Origin of the sequence: Agrobacterium sp. SUL3 (assembly GCF_001263295.1) — a bacterium.
Classification (GTDB): Bacteria; Pseudomonadota; Alphaproteobacteria; order Rhizobiales; family Rhizobiaceae; genus Agrobacterium; species Agrobacterium tomkonis.
Genome location: NZ_KQ414501.1, coordinates 223,065 through 247,470, shown reverse-complemented (window position 1 = coordinate 247,470; position 24,406 = coordinate 223,065). Strand labels below are relative to the sequence as shown.

Genomic DNA, 24,406 nt, shown 5'->3' with positions numbered 1-24,406 from the left:
TAATGTCCTTGTTATTGCCGCCCTCAGGCGGATACGGGCACCGTCTCGTGCCACGTAAAACGGGCGGCGTAATACCGCCGCCCGCAATTCAGTCCGGTTTCGGTTCAGTCGATGACCTTGGTGGCGCGCTTCGTCACGCTTTCAGGGAAGGTGACGCCAACTTTTTCGGCAACCTTCTTGTTGATCACGAGATCGGTGCCAACAGCGACGGTTGCAGCAATGTCGCCCGGCTTTTCACCCTTGAGGATGCGGACAACAACGCCGCCGGTCTGTTTGCCAACGTCGAAATAGTTGAAGCCGAGGGCTGCAACCGCACCACGCGCGACGGAATCCGTATCAGCGGCATAAAGCGGGATCTTGGCTTCGCTCGCAACGCCCGCCGCCGCCTCGAAAGCAGAAACGATGGTGTTGTCGGTCGGAACGTAGATCACATCAGCCTTGCCAACCAGAGCGCGGGTCGCGCCCTGAACTTCAGCGGACTTGGTGGCGACGGACTCGACAACCTTCAGGCCGGCCTTCTCGGCCTCGGCCTTCAGCAGGGCGAGCGTCGAAGCTGAGTTGGCTTCGGCCGAGTTGTAGATGAAGCCGATGGACTTGGCGTTCGGCGAAATTTCCTTGATGAGCGCCAGGTGTTCGCCAACCGGCAGCATGTCGGAAAGGCCGGTCACATTGCCGCCGGGCTTTTCCATGCTCTTGATGAGCTGTGCGCCGACGGGATCGGAAACCGCCGTGAAGACAACCGGGATATCACGCGTGGCCGCAACGACAGCCTGAGCCGACGGCGTAGAGATCGGTACGATGACATTGGGCGCATCGCCGACGAACTGGCGCGCAATCTGCGCTGCGGTGCCGGGATTGCCCTGCGCGGACTCGTAGAGGAATTTGAGGTTCTCGCCTTCCTTGTAGCCAGCTTCGGCAAGGGCAGCCTTGACGCCGTCACGGGCAGCGTCAAGCGCCGGATGTTCAACAATGGCGGTGACGGCAACGGTGACGTTTTCAGCCTTGGCCGGCAGAACGATGGCGCTCGCAGCAGCGAGAGCCAGAATGAATGCGCGCATGGATATCCTCCTGTTGGTTCCCTGTTTTCGTCTTTCTAGGAACAAGACAGACCGAAATCAATCGGAGAACCGCCGGAAAACCAGCTTTATGGCGCAAATGCGGCTGATTCAGTCATCCGCACCGTGATTGGCGATCATCATCGCCTCGAAAGCCAGCCTTTCGGTCTTGCGCATGCGTTCCGATTCCGACTTCAACTGGCCGCAGGCAGCGAGAATATCGCGGCCGCGCGGCGTGCGGATCGGCGAGGCATAACCCGCCTGATTGATGAAATCGGCGAACTTCTCGATCTGCGCCCATTCGGAGCACTGGTAGTTCGTGCCCGGCCACGGATTGAACGGAATGAGGTTGATCTTGGCCGGAACGCCCTTCAGCAGCTGCACCAGCATCTTGGCGTCTTCCAGGCTGTCATTGACGTCCTTCAGCATCACATATTCGAAGGTGATGCGACGGGCATTGGAAAGACCCGGATAGTTGCGGCAGGCCTCGATCAGTTCCTTCAGCGGATATTTCTTGTTGATCGGCACCAGCATGTCGCGCAGATCGTCACGCACCGCATGCAGAGAAATCGCCAGCATCACGCCAATTTCGTCACCGGTACGAAAGATTTCCGGCACGGCGCCTGAGGTGGACAGCGTCACACGTCGCTTGGAAAGCGACAGGCCGTCACCATCGGTCGCGATCAGAAGCGCGGTCTTAACGTGCTCGAAATTATAGAGCGGCTCGCCCATGCCCATCATCACGATGTTGGATACCTTGCGGCCTTCGCTCGGCACATAAGCGCCGACCGGCGTCGAACCATCGGGAAAATCGCCGAGCCGGTCACGCGCCAGCAGCAGCTGGGCAAGAATTTCCTCGGCCGTCAGGTTGCGCACCAGGCGCTGCGTGCCGGTGTGACAGAAGGAACAGGTGAGCGAACAGCCGACCTGGCTCGATATGCACAACGTGCCGCGACCTTCTTCCGGAATATACACCGTTTCGATCTCAACGGGACGTCCCGCACCGCGCGGCGGAAAACGCATCAGCCATTTGCGGGTGCCGTCATTGGATATCTGCTCCTCGACGATTTCCGGACGGGCGATGGTGAAGGCCGCCTTCAGCTTCTCGCGAAGCTCCTTGGCGACATTCGTCATGTTGTCGAAATCCGAGACGCCGCGCACATAAAGCCAGTTCCACAACTGGCTGACGCGCATCTTCACCTGCTTTTGCGGCACGCCGATCTCGGCCAGCGCCTCGCCCATTTCCTCACGCGTCAGGCCGATCAGCGACGGCTTGCCGGACATGAGATCGCTATTGGCGATCAGCGGGGTTTTGACTGCCAGGCCGGCAGGGGCTTGCATTACGGACATCACGCTATCCCATCGTTCCATGCATCGCACGACCGGCCTGTCGGATAGGCGGAAAATCGTCTGCATGTCGAGAAAATCAAAGGCGGAGCACTTTTCGCGCATCCGCCTGTCAATGTTGCCGCGCCTTTAGCATCAAACAAGCAAAAACGCAAATGGCCGGTCGATGACCGGCCATTATCAAACGCGATAAAGCGTCAGGATTACTTGCAGCTCTCGATCTGCTTGAGAGCAGCCGAAATACCCGAGAGCGAATAGGAATAGGACGTCGCGGTGCCGCGACCGGAAACCGCCTTGACCGTCATCGACTTGCCGCCCTTCATCGCAGCCACGAGAGCGGGCTCTTCGGCAGCGTTTTCAACCCAGGCAGCCTTGTCCTTGGTGAACATGACGAAGTTCTTGTTGTCGATCGTCACATTGACCTTGGAGCCCTGCTTCAGCGGATAACCCACCATGGCCTGCGGCTCATAGGAGATGTTCTGGCCCGGACGCTGCGAGACGATGAAGAAGATATCGCCGTGATCGACGCTCGCCGGTTCCTTGGCGGTCGGAATGGAAAGAACGTAGCAGACGGTGCTGTTGCCCGATTTGTACGAATAGGCACCCCAAGCATTGAACTGCTGGATGCGCGTGGGCGACTGTGCAGATGCTACGCCGACGCTGGTCAGCAAAATGGCCGCTGCGGTTGCTACACTTCTTACAAACATAGAATTTCCTGCCGGGTTATTGTCTTCCATTAGCCCGAAGCAGCGGCGGGCTCCATTTTCTGGATCGGCCACGTTCAGGTGCGGATCGTCTTTTCTCATTGTGGTCGGGAAGCGGTTACCAAACCGTCAACAACACGCATAAAATGCCTAAAACGTCTTGCAGTGTTACAGATTGGCGACTCCCCGCACCCTGAAGGAAGGGCGCGGAACGACCTTCCTTCATGTGTATGACACACAAATTCAGGCAAGAATTTGTCACCCGTCAGGCTGCGTCGGGCGGGCACATCACAGAGGCGTTACCCGGCTTCCTGCTGTCTCTTCAGCATGGCATCCGCCGCATCGTAATGCTCCATCTTGATATGGGCGCGGATCATGGCGAGCGCGGCAGTGATGACTGCGATATCATCGGTAAAACCGACGACCGCCAGCATATCCGGCACGGCGTCGATGGGCATGATGAAATAAGCGAGCGCAGCGAGAATAATGCCCTTGGCGCGCAGCGGCGTGTCACGGTCGATCGCGCAATAATAGGCCGCAGCCGCGTCGCGCGCGAACGGCACCTTGGTCATCACCCGCTTCAGCTTGGGCCAGAATTTGGCGCGCACGACATTCTCGCGCTCCTGCTGCTTGTCGGTTTCACCCGGCAGAAGAATTTCACCGATTTTCACATCATCCATGATCGACGGTCCTCCGGTCACGGCTATTATATGGGAGTTAACGCCCGCCGTTCAATTCCCCCGGCCTTCCGCTGCCTTCTGCATGGCCTCGGCCAGAAGAAAATCCCGCTCGGTTACGCCCTGTGAATCATGCGTGGTGAGGCAGACTTTCACGCGCGAATAGACATTGGACCATTCCGGGTGATGATTGAGCCTTTCCGCCGCAAGAGCCGATTCCGCCATGAAACCGAAGGCTTCCGCAAAACTGGAGAACTTGAAGGACCTGACGATCGCCGCCCCGTCCTCTCGCAGGGCCCAGCCTTCGAGTTTAGACAATGCCTGCCGGATGGCTTCCGGTTCAACTCTGGGATATTTCATCAATCTTGCCTCCGCTTGATACCCATTAACGCCTCAACGACCGGATCGACGCATATTCCATGAAACATATAGCTGTTCTTTTTGTCTGCATGGGCAATATCTGCCGCTCACCACTTGCCGAAGGCGTTTTGACAAACCTTGCCGATAGAGATGGTGTATCCCGCCAATTGACGGTCGACTCCGCCGGCACCGGCGGCTGGCATACCGGCAATGCCCCGGATCGCCGATCCATCGCGATAGCCCGCAAGCATGGCATCGATATTTCAGGGCAGCGCGCGCGGCAGGTCAGCCAGGCCGATTTCGAAAACTTCGATCTCATCCTTGCCATGGATACGAGCAATCTGGCGAAACTGCTTCAAAAGGCGCCGGAAAACCGCAGGCACAAAATCCACCTGTTTCTGGACTATGCTTCGGGACGCCACGAGAGCGTCCCGGATCCCTATTTCGGTGGTGAAGACGGATTTCTGACCGTCTACAACATGCTTTTGGCGGGATGCAGCTCGTTGCTCGAAAAGATGGAGCTGGACCGCGCTTCGTGAAGTGGGAACGCCTCTTCCACGACATAGGGGCCGCCTCCTACCGATTCCTTCGACGACATCAGCACGAAACGTCCGACGGTGAAGGGCGATGTGCGGAAATTGCCGCGTCCGGAAAGATAATGCACCACATCGTCCAGACGCGAGGAGCGCAGCCGCGCCAGCGTCACATGCGGCATGAATTTGCGCGGATCAGGCGGGAGACCGATCCTTTGACAAATTCTCTCGACTTCGGCCTGCAGCGCATGCATTTCCGGCGAGGGAGAAACCCCGGCCCAGATGGAATGCGGTTTCTTGGAGCCGAAGGAACCCATACCGGTGAGATTAAGCTGGAACTCCGGCCTCTCGATCCGATCCAGCCTATCGACAACCTCATCGGCGGTCCGTCCGTCGATGTCACCGATAAAACGCAGGGTTATGTGATAATTCTCCACATCGATCCACCGGGCTCCCGGCAGACCACCGCGCAACAATGAGAGGCTCATAGCCGCATTGCGCGGAATTTCGAGGGCGGTAAACAGTCTCGGCATGGCGAGCTCCCCGAATCTCTTGGCAGAACAAGCATAGCGAATCACGCAATGCAGACGGGCGCAAGTGCTTATTTTTTTTGCGCACCGATTGTCTTGATGAAGCTTTCAACAGCCGGCAAAGATTTCTCCACCATCACGGCAACACCTTCGGTATTGGGGTGCATCTTGTCATCCAGTTTCAGCTTGTCATCGCTCACTACGCCATCCAGAAAGAAGGGATAAAGCGGCAGGTTGTATTTTTCCGCAAGCTTCGGAAAGATCGGATTGAAGCGCCTGGCATAGTCGTCACCCATATTCGGCGGCGCCATAATGCCGACCAGCAGCACCGCTATATTGCGTTTCTGAAAACCGGAAATGATGGAATCGAGGTTCTTTTCCGTCTGTTCCGGGGCAATACCACGCAGCGCATCGTTGGCGCCGAGTTCCAGAATGACTCCGTCCGTACCATCAGGAACCGACCATTCCGCCCGCGCCAGACCACCGGATGAGGTATCGCCGGACACGCCGGCATTGGCGATGGCGACACTGACGCCCTTCGCCTTTAATGCAGCTTCAAGCTGTACGGTGTAGCTGTCGGTAGGTGGCAGCTGATACCCGGCCATGAGACTGTCGCCGAGGCCGACCAGTTGCAATGTCCGTTCCTGAGCGGTGGCAGCCGTGCCGGAAAGGGCGGCGGAGAAAATGACGATGAAGTGAAACAGGGCAGCTTTAAATCTCATCACGGCTTTCCTAACTTGGCCTAACTTGGTTTCCATTGTCTGAAATACCGACCGCATCGACACCGCCAGACCATTTTCATCACCTTATATAGGAACGAGAATTGTGACGAAAAGCATCATAGAGCTGAAGAAGGCCGACCTCACGCTCGGCAACGCCGCCGCCTCCGTCCACGTTCTCAAATCCATCGATCTTTTGATCGGTGAAGGTGAAGCGGTGGGCATTGTCGGCCCTTCCGGCTCGGGGAAATCGACGCTGCTGATGGTGCTTGCCGGTCTCGAACGGCTGGACAGCGGTGAAATCATCATCGCGGATACGCAACTGCACAGGCTCGGCGAGGATGCACTGGCGGATTTTCGCGGCAAGAATATCGGCATCGTTTTCCAGTCCTTCCACCTCATCGCCAATATGACGGCGCTGGAAAACGTCGCCGTTCCGCTGGAACTGGCCAATACCCCCAATCCCTTCGAGATCGCCAGGCGTGAACTCGTCGCCGTCGGTCTCGGAGAACGCCTCAACCACTATCCCGGCCAGCTCTCCGGTGGCGAACAGCAGCGTGTCGCCATCGCCCGCGCGCTTGCCCCCTCGCCGGCCGTGCTGATCGCCGATGAACCCACGGGTAATCTCGATACCGATACCGGTAAACAGATCGCCGATCTTCTTTTTACCAAACAGGCCGAACGCGGCATGACCATGGTCCTCGTTACCCATGATCCGTCGCTCGCCGCCCGCTGCTCTCGGCAGATCAAAGTGCGCTCCGGCGAGATTGAGGGCGACAGCGCCCGCCCCCAGATGGCGCGGGCGGTATCGGCATGATCGGATCTCTTCTTCCGTCTTTCGCCAATATCAGAAATGCCATGAGGCTCGCACGGCGCGAAATTCGCGGCGGGTTAAGCGGCTTTTACATTTTCCTCGCCTGTATCGCGCTGGGAACCGGCGCTATTGCCGCCGTCAATTCCGTGTCGCGCGCTGTCACCAGCGCCATTGCCACCGAAGGCCAGTCGATTCTGGCCGGCGACGTGCGTTTCGAATTGCGCAACAGGGAGGCGACGCAGGAGGAACAGGCCTATCTGGATGGCCTTGGCACGGTCGCGGTTTCCACCGGGCTTCGCTCCATGGCCCGCCTTGCGGATGGTTCCGAACAGACGCTGACGGAAGTGAAAGCCATTGACGGCGCCTATCCGCTCTATGGAACCTTCGTAGCCGATCCCAACCGGCCGCTGAGTGAACTTCTGGCCGGCAATGGCGACACCTATGGCGCCATTGCCGCACCGCTGTTGCTGGAACGGCTCGGCATCAAGATCGGCGACGAAGTCCTGCTTGGTAACACAAAGCTGAAACTGACCGGCACGGTGGTCGATGAGCCGGATGCGCTATCCGACGGTTTCGGTTTCGCGCCAAGGCTGATGATCAGCCGCGACGCCCTTTTCGCCTCCGGTCTCGTTCAGACCGGCAGCCTCGTCGAACACGCCTACAAGATCAAGCTGAGTGACCCTGCAGCGCGGGCAACGATGACCGACGCGGCCAACAAGGCCTTTCCCAATGCCGGTTGGTCCATCCGCACCAGTGATCGGGCAGCACCGTCGCTGACCGAAAACGTCAACCGCTTCTCGCAATTCCTGACATTGGTGGGCCTCACCGCCCTTATCGTCGGTGGTGTCGGTGTCGCCAACGCCGTTCGCGCCTTTCTCGATTCCAAGCGCACCACGATCGCCTCGCTGAAATGTCTCGGCGCACCGGCCTCCGTGGTCACCATGACCTATCTTTTCCAGATCGCGTTCATTGCCGCCGTCGGTATCGTCATCGGTCTCGTTGTTGGCGCCATCGCACCTCTGATTGCCATGCGGTTTCTGGAAGGCGTGCTGCCCGTACCGGAAGAGCTTGCCTTCTATCCCGGTGCGCTCGGTCTCGCCGCTTTGTTCGGCCTCTTGACGACGTTCGCTTTCGCCATCGTGCCGCTAGGCCAGGCGCGTGAGGTTCCGGCAACGGCACTTTTCCGCGAACAGGGTTTCGAGGAAGGCAACTGGCCGTCCTGGCCCTATCTGGCAGCAACGGGCCTGTTGCTGGCAGCGCTGGCAGCCCTTGCGATCTTCTCGGCGGAAGATCGCTTCATAGCCTCGGTGTTCCTCGCCGCCATCGCTTTTGCCTTCGTGGTGCTGCGGCTGGTGGCCTCCGGCGTCAAGGCCATCGCCAAACGCAGCCCGCGCGTCCATTCCGCCGCCCTTCGTCTGGCGATCGGCAATATTCACCGGCCGGGAGCGCTCACGCCTTCGGTCGTTCTCTCACTTGGCCTTGGCCTGACATTGCTCGTGACGCTGACACTGATCGACGGCAATCTGCGCCGCGAGCTGACCGACAGCCTGCCGGAACGTGCACCGAATTTCTTTTTCGTCGACATTCAGGGCAGCGAGGTGCAGGGCTTCCGTGATCTGCTGAAACGGGAAGCACCCCAAGGCACACTGACCGAAGTGCCAATGCTGCGCGGCCGTATTCTGGCGCTCAACGGCGAAGATGTGACGAAGATGGAGGTGCCGCCATCCGGCCGCTGGTTGTTGCGTGGCGATCGCGGCATAACCTATTCCGAAAACATGCCGGAAAACACGAAGCTCACGGAAGGTACATGGTGGGGGCCAGACTATAGCGGTGAACCGCTGGTCTCCTTCGCGGCAAAAGAGGCACAGGAACTTGGCCTCAAGATTGGCGACACAGTAACCGTCAACGTCCTCGGCCGCAGCATTACGGCAAAGATCGCCAATCTGCGCAACGTCGAATGGGAATCCCTGTCGATCAATTTCGTCATGGTATTTTCGCCGAATACATTCCGCGGCGCACCCCATGCCTGGCTGGCGACACTTGCCGATCCTTCCGCTTCCGCAAGCGACGAAGGCCGGATATTGCGCTCCGTTACCAACACCTACCCGACGATAACAAGCGTGCGCGTGAAGGACGCTCTCGATGTCGTCAACCGGCTGGTCGGCCAGCTCGCCACCGCCATCCGTGCTGCCGCAGCCGTCGCATTGATAGCATCCGTTCTCGTTCTCGCCGGCGCACTCGCTGCCGGAAACCGAGCCCGCACCCATGATGCCGTCATCCTGAAAACGCTGGGCGGCACGCGAAATCTGCTCATTCGCGCTTTCTCCTACGAATATATGATGCTCGGTCTCGCCACCGCCGTCTTCGCGCTTTTCGCCGGTGGCGTCTCCGCATGGTTCGTGATCGCCCGCATCATGAAGTTGCCTTCCAGTTTCCTGCCGGATGTGGCGATCGGGACCCTCGTTGTCGCTCTCGTCATGACTGTTGGCATAGGCCTCATCGGCACCTGGCGCATTCTCGGCCAGAAGGCCGCGCCGGTTCTGCGGCAGGCGGGGGAATGATCATCGGTTGTGCCCCGCTTAACTTTAGCGATTAATTCTTTGTAATGATCGCCAAAACGTGAGCGCTTTTCGCGCATATGGTGTCTTTTCGACTGCAAAAGGCCTTGTATCGGACACGTTCTGCCATCATATTCTGGACAGGCTTGCTGAAGCTCCGCAGCGGCGCCCGGGAGGTATCCCGACACCGTAGCAATTACGGAGCTCAAAAGAGGAAACAATGGCTGACTTCAATAACTACCAGAACCGCATGGCGCAGACCCGTGCACAGACTGGTGCGATGATCGATGAAGGTCTCCGCGCCTATATGCTGAAGGTTTACAACCTGATGGCGCTGGCTCTGGTCATCACCGGCGTTGCGGCTTTCGCAACCTACTCATTCGCTGCGTCCAACCCTGCCTTCCAGCAGCTGCTTTATGCATCCCCGCTGCGTTGGGTCATCATGCTCGCACCGCTGGCACTGGTTTTCTTCCTTAGCTTCCGTATTCAGAACATGAGCGTTTCCGCCGCGCAGACGACCTTCTGGGTCTATGCCGCGCTGATGGGCGTGTCGCTGTCGTCGATCTTCATCGTCTTCACCGGCCAGAGCATCGTTCAGACGTTCTTCGTGACCGCCGCTTCGTTCGGTGCGCTCTCGCTTTACGGTTACACGACGAAAAAGAACCTTTCCGGTCTTGGTTCGTTCCTGATCATGGGTCTGTTCGGCCTGATCATCGCGTCCATCGTCAACATCTTCCTTGCATCCTCCGCGCTGCAGTTCGCGATCTCCGCAATCGGCGTGCTGATCTTCGCAGGCCTGACCGCCTACGACACCCAGAAGATCAAGGAAATGTACTTTGATGGTGACGACGTTGCCGTTGCCGGCCGCAAGGCCATCATGGGTGCGCTGACGCTCTACCTCGACTTCATCAACCTCTTCACCTTCCTGCTGCAGTTCATGGGTAACCGCGACGACTAAGGTTGAGAGTTCAACAGACGACAGATGAAAGGCGGCCCTTCGGCCGCCTTTTTATTTTTAAACATCCATAACTGATAATCGCTTTCCCACGGTCGTATCCGCCAAGCGAGCCATCTATTTTAGAAGCTCATTCGATCAGCTTCAGAACCTTGTCGAAAACCTTGAGAACCTGCGGCAGCTCATGGCCACGCTTGAGAATGCGGCCATCGGTATTGACCACACAATAAGCGCCCTGTTTTGACGCCAGCTTGGGGTTCTTCTCAATCCGGTAAAGCGGCATTTCGCCTGAGCGTTTAAAGACGGAAAACACCGCCTTTTCCTTCAGGTGGTCAATGGCATAATCACGCCATTCCCCCTCACCCACCATGCGGCCATAGATGCGCAGGATCGCGTCCAGTTCGCGCCGGTGAAACGTGACCGGCAAAGGGTCTTTGTCTTTTCTGTATTCGCGGAGATCGACAACGGTGGAATTATCGCGTGAAGCGGTCTGCACCTGCTGCACATCCGGTTGATCGGTCATCCAATACCTCCGATTCCACCCAAGTCTTCTCATCAATGTGAGCCTGTGAAAGCGAAATTGCAAGCCTTGCGAGACGCTTGTGCACCGGTGCAGAAGTCGCTGGATGGGCCTCAACATCTTTCAGCCGGCTATAGAACGGGAAGAAGGTAACCCTGAAAAATTGCCGCCCAACGATGTCAAAGACACTGCCTGCAACAAAAGCAGGGGTAAAAAATGGTAACCATTTAGGCAGCCATTTTCGCATGGCCTGCCGTATTTCGGTCAAACCATGGCCCGAATTGGATGGAATAGTCCTATTGTCAATTGATGCCTAGGCACCAAGATGACCCGGTCCGGTGCATTGACCCTTTACCCCCAGCCCCCAATGCCCGGACCGGATCTTCAATCGCCCGACAGGCGATCAGGGGGTTTCATTTCCAAGCAGGATACTTGCGCCGACGATTGCTGCGGGATCTCCGCTGGCATTGGCCGTCTGCAGCAGAACGGCGCAGCCGCCCTTTTTCACCTTTGCCACAACGCTGGCCGGCAGCTTCACCGTCATCGGCGAACCATCCCACATGCCAACAGTTTGCACGTCATAAACGCTGTGCCAGTAGGACATTTTTTTCCCCTGGTTCTCGCCCTTCTGCACATCCACCGTCTGTTCGCGGGTGAAATAGGCAACGACGACATCGGCCTTGCCATTACCGGCGCCAATATCAATCTCCACCTCATCGCCTGCAAATTTTGACGAGACCGGCACGTTCAGCCCCTGGCCTTCGCGCTTGAAAGCATCGAGCCTGTCATAGATACCGCGCACATCCGCACCCTTGACATGGTCGCGGCCGTTCAGAATGGCCTGTGGCGTATAGACCCCGTTACGGCCGAGCGCCCGCATGTAGCCATATTGCCGTTCAGTATTTTCCTTGGATGCCAGCGAATCCGTCCAGCCAAGATAATTCCAGTAATCGACATGGTAAGAAAGACCGACGACATCGCCTTTCTGGATCATCTTGCGCAGCGCTTCATCTGCCGGCGGGCAGGATGCGCATCCCTGCGATGTGAACAATTCGACGACGCCCTTCACAGCCTCCTGCGCCTGCGCGGAGGTGACGAGGAACGTGCCGAGAAGACATATCGACAGGGGGAATTTCAGTGGCATTACGAAAACCTTTGTCCGGCAGGATATCCAGACGAATTGATGCGATCAATCCTGCCGGGATGCAAACCGGAAAATAACGTCTATTGCCCTTCAATAGAAAGTCACGAAGGGGTGAGCGGCAATCACAAAAAAACAGAACAAGAAATGAAAGAGACGCCGGGATTTTGCCCGGCGCCTCTTGCTCATCTAGGCTTTATCAGCCAGCCAGATCGCGAAGAACGGTCTGCAGAATGCCGCCATTGTTCATGTAAATCACTTCATCCAGCGTATCGATGCGGCAAAGAAGCGGAACTTCCTTCACCGAACCGTCGCTGTAAGTGATCTTGGCGATTTTCTTTTCACGCGGCTTGATTTCACCTTCGAGACCGTCGATCTCGACGACTTCGTCACCCTTGAGATCGAGGCTTGCCCAGGTCGTGCCTTCCTCGAAGACGAAAGGCACAACGCCCATGCCGACGAGGTTCGAACGGTGGATGCGCTCGAAGGACTGCGCGATCACAGCCTTGACGCCAAGCAGATTGGTACCCTTTGCCGCCCAGTCGCGGGAAGAGCCGTTACCATATTCGACACCGGCGAAGATAACGAGCGGAACGCCCTCCGCCTTATACTTCATGGCAGCGTCATAGATCGACATCTCTTCCTTGGACGGATAGTGGATGGTGTATCCGCCTTCCTTGCCGTTCGGGCCGAGCATGTGGTTGCGAATGCGGATATTGGCGAAGGTGCCGCGCATCATCACCTCATGGTTGCCGCGCCGCGTGCCATACTGGTTGAAGTCGACAACGGCAACGCCGTTTTCGGTCAGATAGGCTCCGGCCGGCGAAGCAGCCTTGATCGAGCCGGCCGGGGAAATATGGTCGGTGGTGATCTTGTCGCCGAACAGGCCGAGAACGCGCGCGCCCTTGATGTTCTTCAGACCCGTGCCCTTCTTGCCCATGCCGACGAAATAAGGCGGGTTCTGCACATAGGTCGACTTGTCGTCCCAGGCATAGGTCTGGCCCGGAGGAACCTGAACGGCCTGCCAGTTCGCATCGCCCTTGAACACGTCGGCATATTTCGTTTCATAAAGTTCTCGGGTCACGTATTTCAGGATGAATTCCTGGATTTCCCTGGAGGTCGGCCAGATATCCTTGAGATAGACCGGGTTGCCGTTCTGGTCGTCGCCAATCGGCTCCTTGGTCAAGTCCTTTTGGACCGTGCCGGCAAGGGCATAAGCCACGACGAGCGGCGGCGAAGCGAGGTAGTTCGCCTGAACGTCAGGGGAAATACGGCCTTCGAAGTTACGGTTGCCCGAAAGAACGCCCGCGGTGATCAGGCCCTTGTCGTTGATCGTCTTGGAGATGGCCGGCGGCAGCGGGCCCGAATTGCCGATGCAGGTGGTGCAACCAAAGCCGACGAGGTTGAAGCCGATGGCGTCGAGATCCTTTTGCAGGCCCGCCTTTTCAAGATATTCGGCAACAACCTGCGATCCCGGCGCAAGCGAGGTCTTCACCCATGGCTTGGACTTCAGCCCCTTGGCCACCGCATTGCGGGCGAGAAGCCCGGCAGCGATAAGAACCGAGGGGTTGGACGTGTTGGTGCAGGAGGTGATGGCGGCAATTGCCACATCGCCATGGCCGAGATCGAAGTCTTCGCCTTCAACCGCATAACGGTTCGAAAGCTGGCCGGGCTTCTTGTATTCGCTTTCGAGAGCCGTTGCGAAATTCGGCGCAATGGTTTCGAGCGGCAGGCGGCCTTCCGGACGCTTCGGGCCGGCCATGGAGGGCACGACGTCGCCGAGGTCGAGTTCAAGCGTGTCGGTAAAGACGAGGTCGGCACCATCACCTGTGCGCCACATGTCCTGCGCCTTCGAATAGGCTTCGACGAGTGCGATGCGGTCCTTGGCACGGCCGGACATGGTCAGGTAATTGATGGTTTCGCCATCAACCGGGAAGAAGCCACAGGTCGCACCATATTCCGGACCCATATTGCCGATGGTCGCGCGGTCGGCGAGCGTCATCGAATCGAGGCCGGGGCCGAAGAATTCAACGAATTTGGAAACAACACCCTTCTTGCGCAGCATCTGCACGACGGTCAAAACGAGGTCGGTCGCAGTCACGCCTTCCTTCATCTTGCCGGTCAGCTTGAAGCCGATGACCTCGGGCAGCAGCATGGAGACCGGCTGGCCGAGCATGGCGGCTTCAGCCTCGATGCCGCCGACGCCCCAGCCGAGAACGCCGAGACCATTGATCATGGTGGTGTGGCTGTCGGTGCCGACGCAGGTATCCGGATAAGCAATCGTCTCGCCATCCTCTTCCTTCGTCCAGACGGTCTGGCCGAGATATTCAAGATTGACCTGGTGACAGATGCCGGTGCCTGGCGGAACCACACGGAAATTCTTGAACGCCTGCTGGCCCCACTTCAGGAAGCGGTAACGTTCGCCATTGCGTTCATATTCAAGTTCGACGTTGCGGGCAAAGGCGCTCGGCGTACCGAATTCATCGACGATGACCGAGTGGTCGATGACGAGATCGACGGGAACGAGCGGATTGATTTTCTCCGGGTCGCCACCGAGCGACACCATGGCATCACGCATGGCGGCAAGATCGACCACGGCGGGAACGCCGGTAAAATCCTGCATGAGAACGCGGGCGGGACGATAGGCGATTTCCGTCTCGGTCAGACCCTTATTGTTCAGCCATTCGGCGACGGCCAGAATGTGCTCCCTGGTGACGGACTGGCCGTCCTCGAAACGAAGCAGGTTCTCCAGAAGAACCTTCATGGAATAAGGCAGCTTGGAAACGCCCTTGAGACCGTTTGCCTCAGCCTTGGGAAGGCTGAAATAAACATAGTCCTTACCGTCAACAGTAAGGACGGAACGACATTGGAAACTGTCGAGAGATTTGGCCACGGTTTAAAACCCCGCATAATCTGATAGCCAACACGCGCGTGCGGACCCCTGTGCTCGCAAGCACATCAGGATGCGGGTACGACCATTTCCGCTGTCCGCACGTGAAAGTTACTCCTCGTAACATTCAGGTCCGGCGCAAGATGATGTTCACGCCGGCCGCTAGCGTGGTTGACATCCATATAGATAATTTCCGAGAAACGTGCCAGACCATTCAGTGACTCAAATCGATTTTTTTACGATTGTGATGATGAAAATCTCAAACGGAACCCCGGCATGGATTTGACGGCGGAAAATCTTGGCGTAAGACGCGGCGAAGATTTCATATTCATGAATATTTCCTTCAAGTTAAGCAACGGTGAGGCACTGGTGCTGACCGGTCGAAACGGCTCGGGAAAATCCACTCTCCTGCGTACCGTGGCCGGCTTGCTACGCCCCGAACAGGGATGGATAAAGATAGCCGGCGAAGGAATAGAAGAAGACATGCGCCCCTCGGAAGCCTGCCATTATCTTGGCCATCGCAATGCGATGAAAATGGAACTGAGCGTTTCGGAAAATCTGAGTTTCTGGAAAGATTTCCTCGGTGATTTTTCCGGTGGTGCGGGCATCGCAATCGATGAGGCGGCTGAGATCGTCGGTCTCGCCGGCATTACTCATCTGCCCTTCGGTTATCTCTCCGCCGGCCAACAACGGCGTTTTGCCATGGCGAAGCTTCTGATTGTTTGGCGGCCCATATGGATTCTCGACGAGCCGACGGCGGCACTCGACAAGGCTGCGGACGGTATGTTTACCGGTCTCGTGAAAGACCATCTTGGGAAAGGCGGCATCGTCATGGCGGCGACTCATCAGCCGTTGGGACTGGAGAATGCGCGGGAATTGCAGATGACGGGGTTCGCGGGCGTGGAGGCTTGGGCATGATGGGTTTGCGGGTGTGGTTTACCCCCCTCTGCCCTGCCGGGCATCTCCCCCCCAAGGGCGGAGATCTATCTGCGGCTAGGCCTCGACAATCTCAACGCTCGAAAATGGAGTGGTGGAAGAGCATCTTGCCAATCTCCCCCCTTGAGGGGGAGATGCCCGGCAGGGCAGAGGGGGGTAAACCACACCCACCGAGGGTGCCCCGATGATCGCCCTCCTCCTCCGCGACATCAAACTCTCCATCCGCGCCGGCGGCGGTGCCTTGATCGGCGTGCTGTTCTTCATGACTGTGGTTGCCGTCATCCCCTTCGGTGTCGGCCCCGATCTCAATCTGCTTGCCCGCATCGGCCCCGCCATCGTCTGGATCGGCGCTCTTCTGTCCGCCCTTCTCGGCCTCGACCGGCTGTTTCAGGCGGAGCGGGATGACGGGTCGCTGGACCTCATTCTCATGCAGGAAAACCCGCTGGTGCTGACGGTCTTGGTCAAATGCCTGGCGCATTGGGTCGGAACCGGCCTGCCGCTGGTGCTGGCCTCGCCACTGCTCGGTCTGTTCATGAACATGGACGAAGTGGCGATCGGCGCTGTGATGCTGACACTTCTCGTCGGCTCTCCAGCCATCACCTTCATCGGCGCGGTAGGAGCCGCCGTCGCGGTCGCCCTGCCGCGCGGCGGGCTTCTTGTCTCCATCCTCGTCCTGCCACTCGCCATTCCGGTGCTGATCTTCGGCGTCAGCGCTTCTTATGCGGCGGTGCAGGATCCTGCGCCATTCATGCCGCCGTTCCTCATTCTCTGCGCGATCACGTTATTTTCAGCCGTGACCGGTCCTTTCTTTGCCGCTTTGGCCCTGCGCAATGTTATGGATTGATGAAGCCGCGATTGACGATCCCCTGTTGACACGGATCAATTGCGGGGCGGCCATTCTCGGGTTACACAAGCGGCATGAACGAGCAGACCTTCACCATCACCAAATTCAGTGATCTCGCCAATCCCACACGGTTTCTGGCGCTGGCCGCACGCATTCTGCCCTGGCTCGCTGCACTCACGGCGATGGTGCTGGCCGCTGGTCTTTATCTCTCCTTCACCACCGACGGTGATTACCAGCAGGGTTACACCGTGCGCATCATGTATGTGCACGTGCCATCCGCCTGGCTTGCGATGATGTGTTATTCGATCATGGCGGTTTCAGCCATCGGCACCCTCGTTTGGCGTCATCCGCTGGCGGATGTCAGTCACAAGGCCGCCGCCCCCATCGGCGCCGCATTCACGCTGATTGCCCTCATTACCGGCTCGCTCTGGGGCAAACCCATGTGGGGAACATGGTGGGTGTGGGATGCACGACTGACCTCCGTATTCGTGCTTTTCCTGATGTATCTCGGCCTCATCGCGCTCAACCGCGCCATGGACGATCCATCCAGAGCCGCCCGCGTCAGCGCCGTGCTGATCCTCGTCGGTTTCGTGAATATTCCGATTATCAAGTTCTCGGTCGAATGGTGGAACACGCTGCACCAGCCGGCAAGCGTTATCCGCATGGGTGGTTCCGCCATCGACGCGGAATTTCTCTGGCCGCTTCTGACCATGGCGATCGGCTTCACGCTGCTGTTCTTCACATTACACATCGCCGCCATGCGCAACGAAATCTGGCGCCGGCGCGTGGCCGCACAACGGCGGCTTGCCGCCCGCATGGCCAACCGGGAGGGCTGAGGCATATGACGCACGCCTTTTATATCGGCATGTCTTACGCGGCGACCGGGCTTGTCGTTCTCTGTCTCATCGCCTGGGTTGTCGTGGACGGTCAGGCACGCAAGCGTGAACTGAAGCAACTGGAGGCATCCGGTGTGCGCCGAAGGGCGAGAGCCGGTTCCGCAGGTGACGCGCAATGACGCAGACCAGCCAGAATCAGGACTCCAAAACCAAGGCGACCGGCCGCGCGCGTTATGGGCTGGCGCTGCTGCCGCTTCTGCTTTTCGGCGGTTTTGCCCTCGTCGCCGGCAAGATGCTTTATGATCAGGACGTGAACGGGCTGGATATCAGCGCCATTCCCTCCGCACTCATCGGCACCAAGGCGCCGTCCCTGTCGCTGCCGCCGCTGGAAGGCTCGAACCTGCCGGCGCTCACCGATGCCGCCATCAAGGGCAAGCTGACGCTGGTCAACGTCTTTGCCTCCTGGTGCATTCCCTGCCGGCAGGAGCATCCGCTATTGCAGGAACTGGCGAAAGACAGCCGCATCACCGTCGTCGGCATCAATTACAAGGATAAGCAGGACAATGCGCTCCGCTTCCTTGGCGAACTTGGCAATCCCTTTGCCGCAATAGGCGTCGATCCGAACGGCAAGGCCGCAATCGACTGGGGTGTCTATGGCATCCCCGAAAGTTACCTTGTCGGCGCCGACGGCACGATCCTTTATAAAAAGGTTGGCCCCTTCGATGCCCGCAGCGTCGAGCGCGACCTGCTGCCAGCCATCACGGCCGCAGCCGGCAGATAGCCCGCGAGCAGGAAAGCTCAATTCTTCGAAATAACCCGGAGCGACGGGCCTTCGGCCGGCATGCGTATACCTTCCAGCACGACCTGGTCACGACCGCCGCGCTTTGCGGCATAAAGGCTGTCATCGGCCCGCTTGATGGCATCATGGATGGAATGATCTCCCCTTGCGACGGCCGAAACACCAAAGCTTGCGGTGATCTGACTGGCCACACCCCGGTTGCGCCAATCGAGGGACGAGAGGTTAGAGCGCATGCCATTGGCAAGCTGACCGGCAGCCGTGGCCGTCTGGCCGGGCAGGAAGACCACGAATTCCTCGCCGCCGAAACGCGCCACCAGCGCGCCTTCAGGTGCGTTCCGCCTGAGAAGATCGGAAAGGCCAATGAGAACGATATCTCCGGCAGCATGGCCGTAAACGTCGTTGATGCGCTTGAAATGGTCTATATCGCAGGCAATGACCGCCCCATCAGGCGTGTCGTTGCGAAAATCGGGAACACGCCGGTCAAAGCCGCGCCGATTCAGCACATCCGTCAACGGGTCGTGTTCCGCGGCATGCAGGTGCCGGTCGACGGTGACGGAAATCTGGCTTGCGAGCACGGAAAGCGCGAGCAGGAAGCCGAATATGCTCGCGGCAAGCTGCATGTAGAAGGCATAGTCCGACTCGAAAAATTCGCTGAGCTCGATCATCGAGCCGTTCGGCGTCATCACCAGCAACATGCCGATACGCACCAGCGTTTCCAGCACCACCAGAGAAGCAATCGCCACCATCAGCCGATCCGCGAGGGTCACCGGCCGCTTCCGCACTAGCCAGACCGGAAAAGCGAGCAGCAGGGCGCAGACGAGATCGCCGATGACGAGCTCGCGCTTCAGATCCGGCGTGATGAAAACGTGAAATGAAACCAGGACAACGGCTGCAAGCACGAGCGACAGCCGTGCCATCGTATGGAGCGGCCGCCCGAAATGGGTAAGCAGCGCATGGCCGTAGAGAAAAAAGGCGGAAAAGAACAGCAGGTTCGAGATAATCGCCTGCACTTCGAAGGGCAGACCGCCGAGCACCAGGGGGGCAGCAAAACCAAAAGCCGCGGCAAGATAGCCGATACCCCAATACCGCGCCGAAACATGACCGATCCTTTGCAGGAACAGGAACACTACGCCGAATGTCAGCATGATGAAGGGGAGAAGATAGGCGAAATTATCTTGCAATGTGTTCTGCCGGAACGAGAGACAAGCCTTTAAGCACCGGACATTACCGCAATGCCATTAAGAAAACTTGCATATATCGCCCGTGGGCTCGTTCACATTTGCGGGAGTGCGTTCTGCCATTCCTTGATCGCATCGAGCGGCCAGACCAGCATGACCACGTTCAGCGTCAGATTATCGCGAATTAGCCACCCCGTGAAGATTTCGAAGAAGATGGCGATTATTACCGTCAGCCACACCGGCACGCGGGCGGCAAAAAGGAAACCCAGCGCCATGAAAACCGTGTCCATCGCCGAGTTCAGAATGCTGTCGCCGGTGTAACCCAGCGCCATGGTCGCTGTGCGATAACGATCGATGATGATGGGTGAATTTTCGAGAAGTTCCCACGCCGCCTCGATCAGAACCGCGAAGGAAAGCCGCATGGAAAACGGTTTGTTGCGGAACAGCAGCCAGGCGAACCAATAAAACAGAAAGCCGTGAATGATATGCGAGGGCGTATACCAGTCGGCCAGATGCTGGGAATTGCCCGGCGTGTTCACACCCGGCTCGAACAGCTTCACGTAACCGCATTCGCAGATGGGAATACGGCCCATGGCATAGAGAATGACGATCTGCAGCAGAAGCAGCCCGGCGGCCACGCCGAACCATCTAAGCGAACGCGAACGGGAAGCCGACATTTCCGCAATTGTCATTTTTCGTCCTTGCCGAGAGGCTCGACAGAATGGCGCATGACGAGCGGCATTTGCGCCATGGTGAAGATGATGGTGATCGGCATCGTGCCCCACACCTTGAAGGCAACCCAGGTGTCGGTGGTGAACATGCGCCAGACGACCTCGTTCAACACCGCCAGAAACAGGAAAAACACGCCCCAGCGCAGCGTCAGTTTGCGCCAGCCTTCATCCGTCAGCTTGAAGGCCGAATTGAAGACATAACCGAGCAGCGACTGGCCGAAGAACAGACCGCCCAGCAGGATGACGCCGAACAGCGTGTTGACGATGGTCGGCTTCATCTTGATGAAGGTATCGTTCTGCAGCCACAACGTCAGCGCGCCGAACACAAAGACGACGATGCCTGATATCAGCGGCATGATCGGCAACTTCCGCGTCAAAATCCAGGACACGGTCAAAGCGGCGGCGGTCGCGATCATGAACAGGCCGGTGGCGATGAAGATCGGCCCACCGAATTCCGTCAAAACCGGAAAAGTCGAGGCCAGCCATTCGCCGCGGGAATTGGCGAAAAAGAAAACCATGAGCGGGCCAAGCTCAAGCACGAATTTCAGGAGCGGGCTGATTTCCGCCACCATCTTTTCGCTTTCCTTGGAATTGCTTTCAATATCCATACTCAAACTCCCGCAATGGCCTTGGCGAAATCTTCCGCCTCGAAGGGCTCCAGATCATCAACGCCTTCACCCACACCGATGAAATAAACCGGCAGCTTGTGTTTGGCGGCGATGGCGACGAGGATACCGCCCCGCGCCGTGCCATCCAATTTTGTCATAATCAGGCCCGAAACACCCGCAACATTGCGGAATATCTCCACCTGGTTCAAGGCGTTCTGGCCGGTCGTCGCATCCAGCGTCTGCAGCACGGTGTGCGGCGCATCCGGATCGAGCTTGCCAAGCACACGGACAATCTTTTCCAGTTCAGCCATCAGCTCCGTCTTGTTCTGCAGACGGCCGGCCGTATCGATGATGAGCACATCGCTTTTTTCCGCCCGCGCCTGCTCATAGGCATCGTAGGCCAGACCGGAGGCATCTGCCCCGAGCTTCGTGCCGATAAATTGCGAGCCGGTGCGATCCGCCCAGATTTTCAGCTGCTCTATCGCCGCCGCGCGGAACGTGTCGCCAGCTGCGAGCATCACTTTAAGGCCCGAGCCTGAGAGTTTGGCAGCAAGCTTGCCGATGGTCGTCGTCTTGCCGGTGCCGTTCACGCCCACGACGAGAATGACATGCGGCTTGTGCGAAAGATCGAGTTCCAAAGGTTTGGCGACCGGCTTCAGGACCTTGGTGATCTCACCGGCCATGATACGCGCCACATCCTCACCGCTCACATCCTTGCCGTAACGTTCGGAAGACAAAGCGCCGGTGATGCGCATTGCGGTCTCGACGCCCAGATCCGACTGGATCAGAAGGTCTTCCAGCTCGTCAAGCGTGTCCTCGTCCAGCTTGCGCTTGGTAAACAGCGCCGAAATCTGCGTGGTCAGCTGCGACGAGGTGCGGGCAAGCCCGGCCCGCAGGCGCTGAAACCAGCTGAGCTTCGGTTGCGGTGCTTCGGCGACAGGCTCTTCACGCTCGCTTGCCGATGAAAAGCCCTTTGGCAAAGCCTGCGGCACTACAGGGGGGTCGACGGCATCTACCGACTCCGCCTCATCGAGCAATGCATCCATCGCGTCAGCATCGAGCACGGCATCGACAGCTTCCGGCAAAGGCTCGGCCTGCTCTTCGGCGGCGGCTTCCGCCTGCAGCAGCGACAGCGGCACCAGCCCCATATCCCCGGAAAGCTCGGCCCCGGGCAGAAGCGGCGCGTCCTCATCGTCGTCTTCTTCCGAAGGCGTGGCATCCGCTGCCTCGTCCGGAACAGGCCCGCCCGCCGTCTCCATCTCCAGTTCGGAAACCGGATCCTCGTCGACAGGTATATGCGCTTCGGCCTCGCTCAACGCCGCTTCGAAAGAGGCGTTTTCATTGCCGCGCACAAGTGCAGCATCCTCTTGTGGCCGCTCATTCGTCTCGGCCTTGTCCTTGCCGAACGAAAAGACTTTTTTGATGAAGCCGAGGGCCATGGTCGTTCCCGTGTCTTTTCTCTTGAGCCGCCTCAGGCAGCGTTCGCCGCCAGAAGCTTCATATTCAGATGTTTGCCGTTGTGGCTGGTAATCGCAACCTGCGCAAGAGTGCGCGGGGCAAGATCAGGCGCCGCCACCAGCGTGAAATTATCGGTATGGGCAAAACCGGTGTTTTCCACCAGGATCGTCTGCACCGAACCGACCATATTCTGCAACTGCGCCACCTTGAGCGCTTCACCGCGTTCGCGAAGCCTCGCCGCGCGGTCCTTCACCAGCGCCCGGTCGAGCTGCGGCATGCGGGCCGCCGGCGTGCCGGCACGCGGGCTGTAAGGAAATACATGCAGGCTGGAAATACCGCATTCTTCCGCAAGCGTGGCGGCGTTTTCAAACATTTCTTCCGTCTCGGTCGGGAACCCGGCGATCATATCCGCGCCGAAGGCGATGTCAGGCCTCAGCGACCGCACGTCATGACAGAAGCGGATGGCATCAGCCCGTGAATGGCGGCGTTTCATGCGTTTCAGGATCATGTCATCGCCATGTTGAAGGGAGAGATGCAGATGCGGCATGAAACGCGGCTCATCGGCAATCAGATCCATCAGATGATGATCGGCCTCGATACTGTCGATGGAGGAAAGGCGCAGGCGCAGAATGTCCGGCACCTGCTTCAGCAATGTCTTGGCGAGGTAACCGAGGGAAGGCTCGCCCGGCAGATCAGCCCCATAGCTGGTCGCATCCACTCCGGTCAGCACGATCTCGCAATAGCCGCTTTCCGTCAGCCTGCGCGCCTGATCCACCACCGCACCCATCGGCACGGAGCGGGAATTGCCGCGGCCATAGGGAATGATGCAGAAGGTGCAGCGATGATCGCAGCCATTCTGCACCTGAATGAAGGCGCGCACATGCCCGTCAATATGCTTGACCATCTGCGGCGCGGTCGCCTTGATGCTCATGATATCGTTGACGCGCAGCTTTTCTTCCGCCGAAACGCCAAAATCCGGCAGCGCGCGGTAGGAGGAGCTTTTCAGCTTTTCCTCATTGCCCAGCACCGCATCCACCTCGGGCATTTCGGCAAAGGTCTGTTTTTCCGTCTGGGCAGCACAGCCGGTAACGATGATACGCGCATGCGGATTGTCCCGCCGCGCCCGGCGGATGGCCTGACGCGCCTGACGTACCGCTTCACCTGTGACGGCACAGGTATTGACCAGTACGGCATTGTTCAGCCCGGCCTTTTCGGCCTCCGCCCGCATCACTTCCGATTCATAGGTGTTGAGACGACAGCCGAAGGTTATGACCTCGACGCCGCTCATACGGCCCCCCGCTCCACCGCATCACGCGACCACGCGCCGGTAACGGGATCGACGGTGCCGGACCATTCCCATTCGGCCGGCCCGGTCATGATGACGTGATTGTCCTCGCGCCAATCGATGACGAGCGGCACGCGCACTGGGCTGGAGGCGACATCGATAGTGACCTTTCTGCCCGTGCGGCCGGTGCGGGCCGAGGAAACGGCGGCAGCGCAGGCTGCGGAACCGCAAGCAAGCGTCAGCCCGGCGCCGCGCTCCCAGGTGCGGGTGCGAAGCGCACTGTCGGACATCACCTGCGCTAGCGTGATATTGGCCTTTTCCGGAAACATCGGATGGTTTTCAAGCAGCGGCCCGAACCGCTCAAGATCAAAACTCATCGGGTCGCGATCCACCCAGAAAATCGCGTGCGGATTACCCATCGACATGACGGCGGGCGAATGCAGGATCGGCGCGTCGATCGGCCCGATCTGCAATTCGATGCGGCTGGTATCGTGGAACTCTTCCGAAAGCGGAATATCGCTCCAGCGGAAACGCGGCAGGCCCATATCGACTGATATCATGCCGTCTTCATGCTCGACGGCGTTCAGAATGCCAGCCACCGTCTGGAAGGTAAAGCTGGTCTTGCCGGTTTCGGAAGACAGAGCCTGTACCACACAGCGCGTTCCATTGCCGCAGGCCTGGGCCTTCGTGCCGTCGCAATTGAGAATATCAATGAAGGCATCCGTGCCGCCAACACGCGGATCATGGATTGCCATGATCTGGTCGAACTGGGTCGCGGGATCGGCATTGAGCGCGATTGCTGCCGCAGGCGTGACCATATCCTTGCGGCCGCGCATGTCGATAACGAGGATCTTGTTGCCAAGCCCGTTCATCTTCGCAAATTCGACCGTATCCGCCATCGCCTTGAACCTGAAAACTATCTGAAATC

25 protein-coding genes are annotated in these 24,406 nt (G+C 58.5%); 9 read left to right on the top strand and 16 right to left on the bottom strand.

Annotation, left to right across the window (positions count from 1 at the left end):
* Nucleotides 1-104 precede the first annotated feature (104 nt).
* The 5 genes from AKG12_RS10510 to AKG12_RS10490 form a co-directional block, all read right to left on the bottom strand.
* Nucleotides 105-1,058: an ABC transporter substrate-binding protein gene (locus AKG12_RS10510; RefSeq protein WP_052818735.1), complete on the bottom strand. Its 954-nt coding sequence runs from the start codon at nt 1,056-1,058 to the stop codon at nt 105-107.
* 108 nt (nt 1,059-1,166) lie between these two features.
* On the bottom strand, nt 1,167-2,339 hold the full coding sequence (gene rlmN / locus AKG12_RS10505; RefSeq protein WP_082178807.1) for a dual-specificity RNA methyltransferase RlmN: 1,173 nt from the start codon (nt 2,337-2,339) through the stop codon (nt 1,167-1,169).
* A gap of 266 nt (nt 2,340-2,605) precedes the next feature.
* Nucleotides 2,606-3,109, bottom strand: coding sequence for an invasion associated locus B family protein (locus tag AKG12_RS10500; protein WP_003523183.1), 504 nt, complete (start codon nt 3,107-3,109; stop codon nt 2,606-2,608).
* Between the two features lie 296 nt (nt 3,110-3,405).
* The gene (locus AKG12_RS10495) at nt 3,406-3,786 is read right to left on the bottom strand and encodes a YkvA family protein (RefSeq protein WP_046799567.1); all 381 of its coding nucleotides are present in this window, start codon (nt 3,784-3,786) and stop codon (nt 3,406-3,408) included.
* Between the two features lie 51 nt (nt 3,787-3,837).
* Nucleotides 3,838-4,143, bottom strand: coding sequence for a 4a-hydroxytetrahydrobiopterin dehydratase (locus AKG12_RS10490; RefSeq protein WP_052818734.1), 306 nt, complete (start codon nt 4,141-4,143; stop codon nt 3,838-3,840).
* Nucleotides 4,144-4,202: 59 nt separating this feature from the next.
* Between AKG12_RS10490 and AKG12_RS10485 the strand changes: the two genes are divergently transcribed.
* Nucleotides 4,203-4,682, top strand: a complete 480-nt coding sequence (locus AKG12_RS10485) for a low molecular weight protein-tyrosine-phosphatase (protein WP_052818733.1) — start codon at nt 4,203-4,205, stop codon at nt 4,680-4,682.
* Here the strand turns inward: AKG12_RS10485 and thpR are convergent.
* Both thpR and AKG12_RS10475 read right to left on the bottom strand, forming a co-directional pair.
* Nucleotides 4,616-5,209, bottom strand: coding sequence for an RNA 2',3'-cyclic phosphodiesterase (thpR, locus tag AKG12_RS10480; protein ID WP_052818732.1), 594 nt, complete (start codon nt 5,207-5,209; stop codon nt 4,616-4,618). The two genes, AKG12_RS10485 and thpR, sit on opposite strands and share 67 nt — an antisense overlap.
* 68 nt (nt 5,210-5,277) lie before the next feature.
* Nucleotides 5,278-5,928, bottom strand: a complete 651-nt coding sequence (locus AKG12_RS10475; protein WP_052818731.1) for an arylesterase — start codon at nt 5,926-5,928, stop codon at nt 5,278-5,280.
* 103 nt (nt 5,929-6,031) lie between these two features.
* On the opposite strand from AKG12_RS10475, the gene AKG12_RS10470 reads away from it, so the two are divergent.
* From AKG12_RS10470 to AKG12_RS10460, 3 genes are all read left to right on the top strand, one after another.
* Nucleotides 6,032-6,742: an ABC transporter ATP-binding protein gene (locus tag AKG12_RS10470; RefSeq protein WP_052818730.1), complete on the top strand. Its 711-nt coding sequence runs from the start codon at nt 6,032-6,034 to the stop codon at nt 6,740-6,742.
* Nucleotides 6,739-9,300, top strand: coding sequence for an ABC transporter permease (locus AKG12_RS10465; protein ID WP_052818729.1), 2,562 nt, complete (start codon nt 6,739-6,741; stop codon nt 9,298-9,300). Before AKG12_RS10470 ends, AKG12_RS10465 begins: the two co-directional genes overlap by 4 nt.
* A 217-nt stretch (nt 9,301-9,517) precedes the next feature.
* Nucleotides 9,518-10,255, top strand: coding sequence for a Bax inhibitor-1/YccA family protein (locus tag AKG12_RS10460; RefSeq protein WP_046799573.1), 738 nt, complete (start codon nt 9,518-9,520; stop codon nt 10,253-10,255).
* A gap of 127 nt (nt 10,256-10,382) precedes the next feature.
* Here the strand turns inward: AKG12_RS10460 and AKG12_RS10455 are convergent, their stop codons facing one another.
* The 3 genes from AKG12_RS10455 to acnA all read right to left on the bottom strand — a co-directional run bounded on the left by AKG12_RS10455 (nt 10,383) and on the right by acnA (nt 14,806).
* Nucleotides 10,383-10,775, bottom strand: coding sequence for a DUF2794 domain-containing protein (locus tag AKG12_RS10455; protein WP_046799574.1), 393 nt, complete (start codon nt 10,773-10,775; stop codon nt 10,383-10,385).
* Nucleotides 10,776-11,175: 400 nt separating this feature from the next.
* On the bottom strand, nt 11,176-11,916 hold the full coding sequence (locus tag AKG12_RS10450) for a DUF1223 domain-containing protein (protein WP_046799575.1): 741 nt from the start codon (nt 11,914-11,916) through the stop codon (nt 11,176-11,178).
* A gap of 196 nt (nt 11,917-12,112) precedes the next feature.
* Nucleotides 12,113-14,806 (bottom strand): aconitate hydratase AcnA, encoded by a 2,694-nt coding sequence (gene acnA / locus AKG12_RS10445; protein WP_052818728.1) that lies wholly within the window; start codon nt 14,804-14,806, stop codon nt 12,113-12,115.
* 273 nt (nt 14,807-15,079) lie between these two features.
* On the opposite strand from acnA, the gene ccmA reads away from it, so the two are divergent.
* The 5 genes from ccmA to AKG12_RS10420 all read left to right on the top strand — a co-directional run bounded on the left by ccmA (nt 15,080) and on the right by AKG12_RS10420 (nt 18,200).
* Nucleotides 15,080-15,721 (top strand): heme ABC exporter ATP-binding protein CcmA, encoded by a 642-nt coding sequence (gene ccmA / locus AKG12_RS10440; RefSeq protein ID WP_052818727.1) that lies wholly within the window; start codon nt 15,080-15,082, stop codon nt 15,719-15,721.
* Between the two features lie 202 nt (nt 15,722-15,923).
* Nucleotides 15,924-16,583: a heme exporter protein CcmB gene (gene ccmB / locus AKG12_RS10435; protein ID WP_046799578.1), complete on the top strand. Its 660-nt coding sequence runs from the start codon at nt 15,924-15,926 to the stop codon at nt 16,581-16,583.
* Between the two features lie 74 nt (nt 16,584-16,657).
* The gene (locus tag AKG12_RS10430; protein ID WP_046799579.1) at nt 16,658-17,419 is read left to right on the top strand and encodes a heme ABC transporter permease; all 762 of its coding nucleotides are present in this window, start codon (nt 16,658-16,660) and stop codon (nt 17,417-17,419) included.
* Nucleotides 17,420-17,424: 5 nt separating this feature from the next.
* Nucleotides 17,425-17,598, top strand: coding sequence for a heme exporter protein CcmD (gene ccmD / locus AKG12_RS10425; protein WP_046799580.1), 174 nt, complete (start codon nt 17,425-17,427; stop codon nt 17,596-17,598).
* Complete coding sequence (locus tag AKG12_RS10420) at nt 17,595-18,200, top strand: DsbE family thiol:disulfide interchange protein (protein WP_052818726.1); 606 nt, start codon at nt 17,595-17,597, stop codon at nt 18,198-18,200. Before ccmD ends, AKG12_RS10420 begins: the two co-directional genes overlap by 4 nt.
* A 17-nt stretch (nt 18,201-18,217) precedes the next feature.
* Here AKG12_RS10420 and AKG12_RS10415 read toward each other — a convergent pair whose 3' ends face one another.
* The 6 genes from AKG12_RS10415 to dapF all read right to left on the bottom strand — a co-directional run bounded on the left by AKG12_RS10415 (nt 18,218) and on the right by dapF (nt 24,377).
* Entirely contained in the window at nt 18,218-19,399 is a 1,182-nt protein-coding gene (locus AKG12_RS10415; RefSeq protein WP_052818725.1) for a GGDEF domain-containing protein, read from the bottom strand.
* A gap of 92 nt (nt 19,400-19,491) precedes the next feature.
* Entirely contained in the window at nt 19,492-20,088 is a 597-nt protein-coding gene (locus AKG12_RS10410; RefSeq protein ID WP_046799583.1) for a DUF2585 domain-containing protein, read from the bottom strand.
* Nucleotides 20,085-20,735 carry a septation protein A gene (locus tag AKG12_RS10405; RefSeq protein ID WP_046799584.1) on the bottom strand — a complete coding sequence of 217 codons (651 nt, stop codon included), beginning with the start codon at nt 20,733-20,735 and terminating at the stop codon, nt 20,085-20,087. Before AKG12_RS10405 ends, AKG12_RS10410 begins: the two co-directional genes overlap by 4 nt.
* A 2-nt stretch (nt 20,736-20,737) precedes the next feature.
* Complete coding sequence (gene ftsY / locus AKG12_RS10400) at nt 20,738-22,174, bottom strand: signal recognition particle-docking protein FtsY (RefSeq protein ID WP_052818724.1); 1,437 nt, start codon at nt 22,172-22,174, stop codon at nt 20,738-20,740.
* Nucleotides 22,175-22,206: 32 nt separating this feature from the next.
* Nucleotides 22,207-23,481, bottom strand: coding sequence for a tRNA (N(6)-L-threonylcarbamoyladenosine(37)-C(2))-methylthiotransferase MtaB (mtaB, locus tag AKG12_RS10395; protein ID WP_052818723.1), 1,275 nt, complete (start codon nt 23,479-23,481; stop codon nt 22,207-22,209).
* Nucleotides 23,478-24,377, bottom strand: a complete 900-nt coding sequence (dapF, locus tag AKG12_RS10390; protein WP_052818722.1) for a diaminopimelate epimerase — start codon at nt 24,375-24,377, stop codon at nt 23,478-23,480. Before dapF ends, mtaB begins: the two co-directional genes overlap by 4 nt.
* Nucleotides 24,378-24,406: the final 29 nt, after the last annotated feature.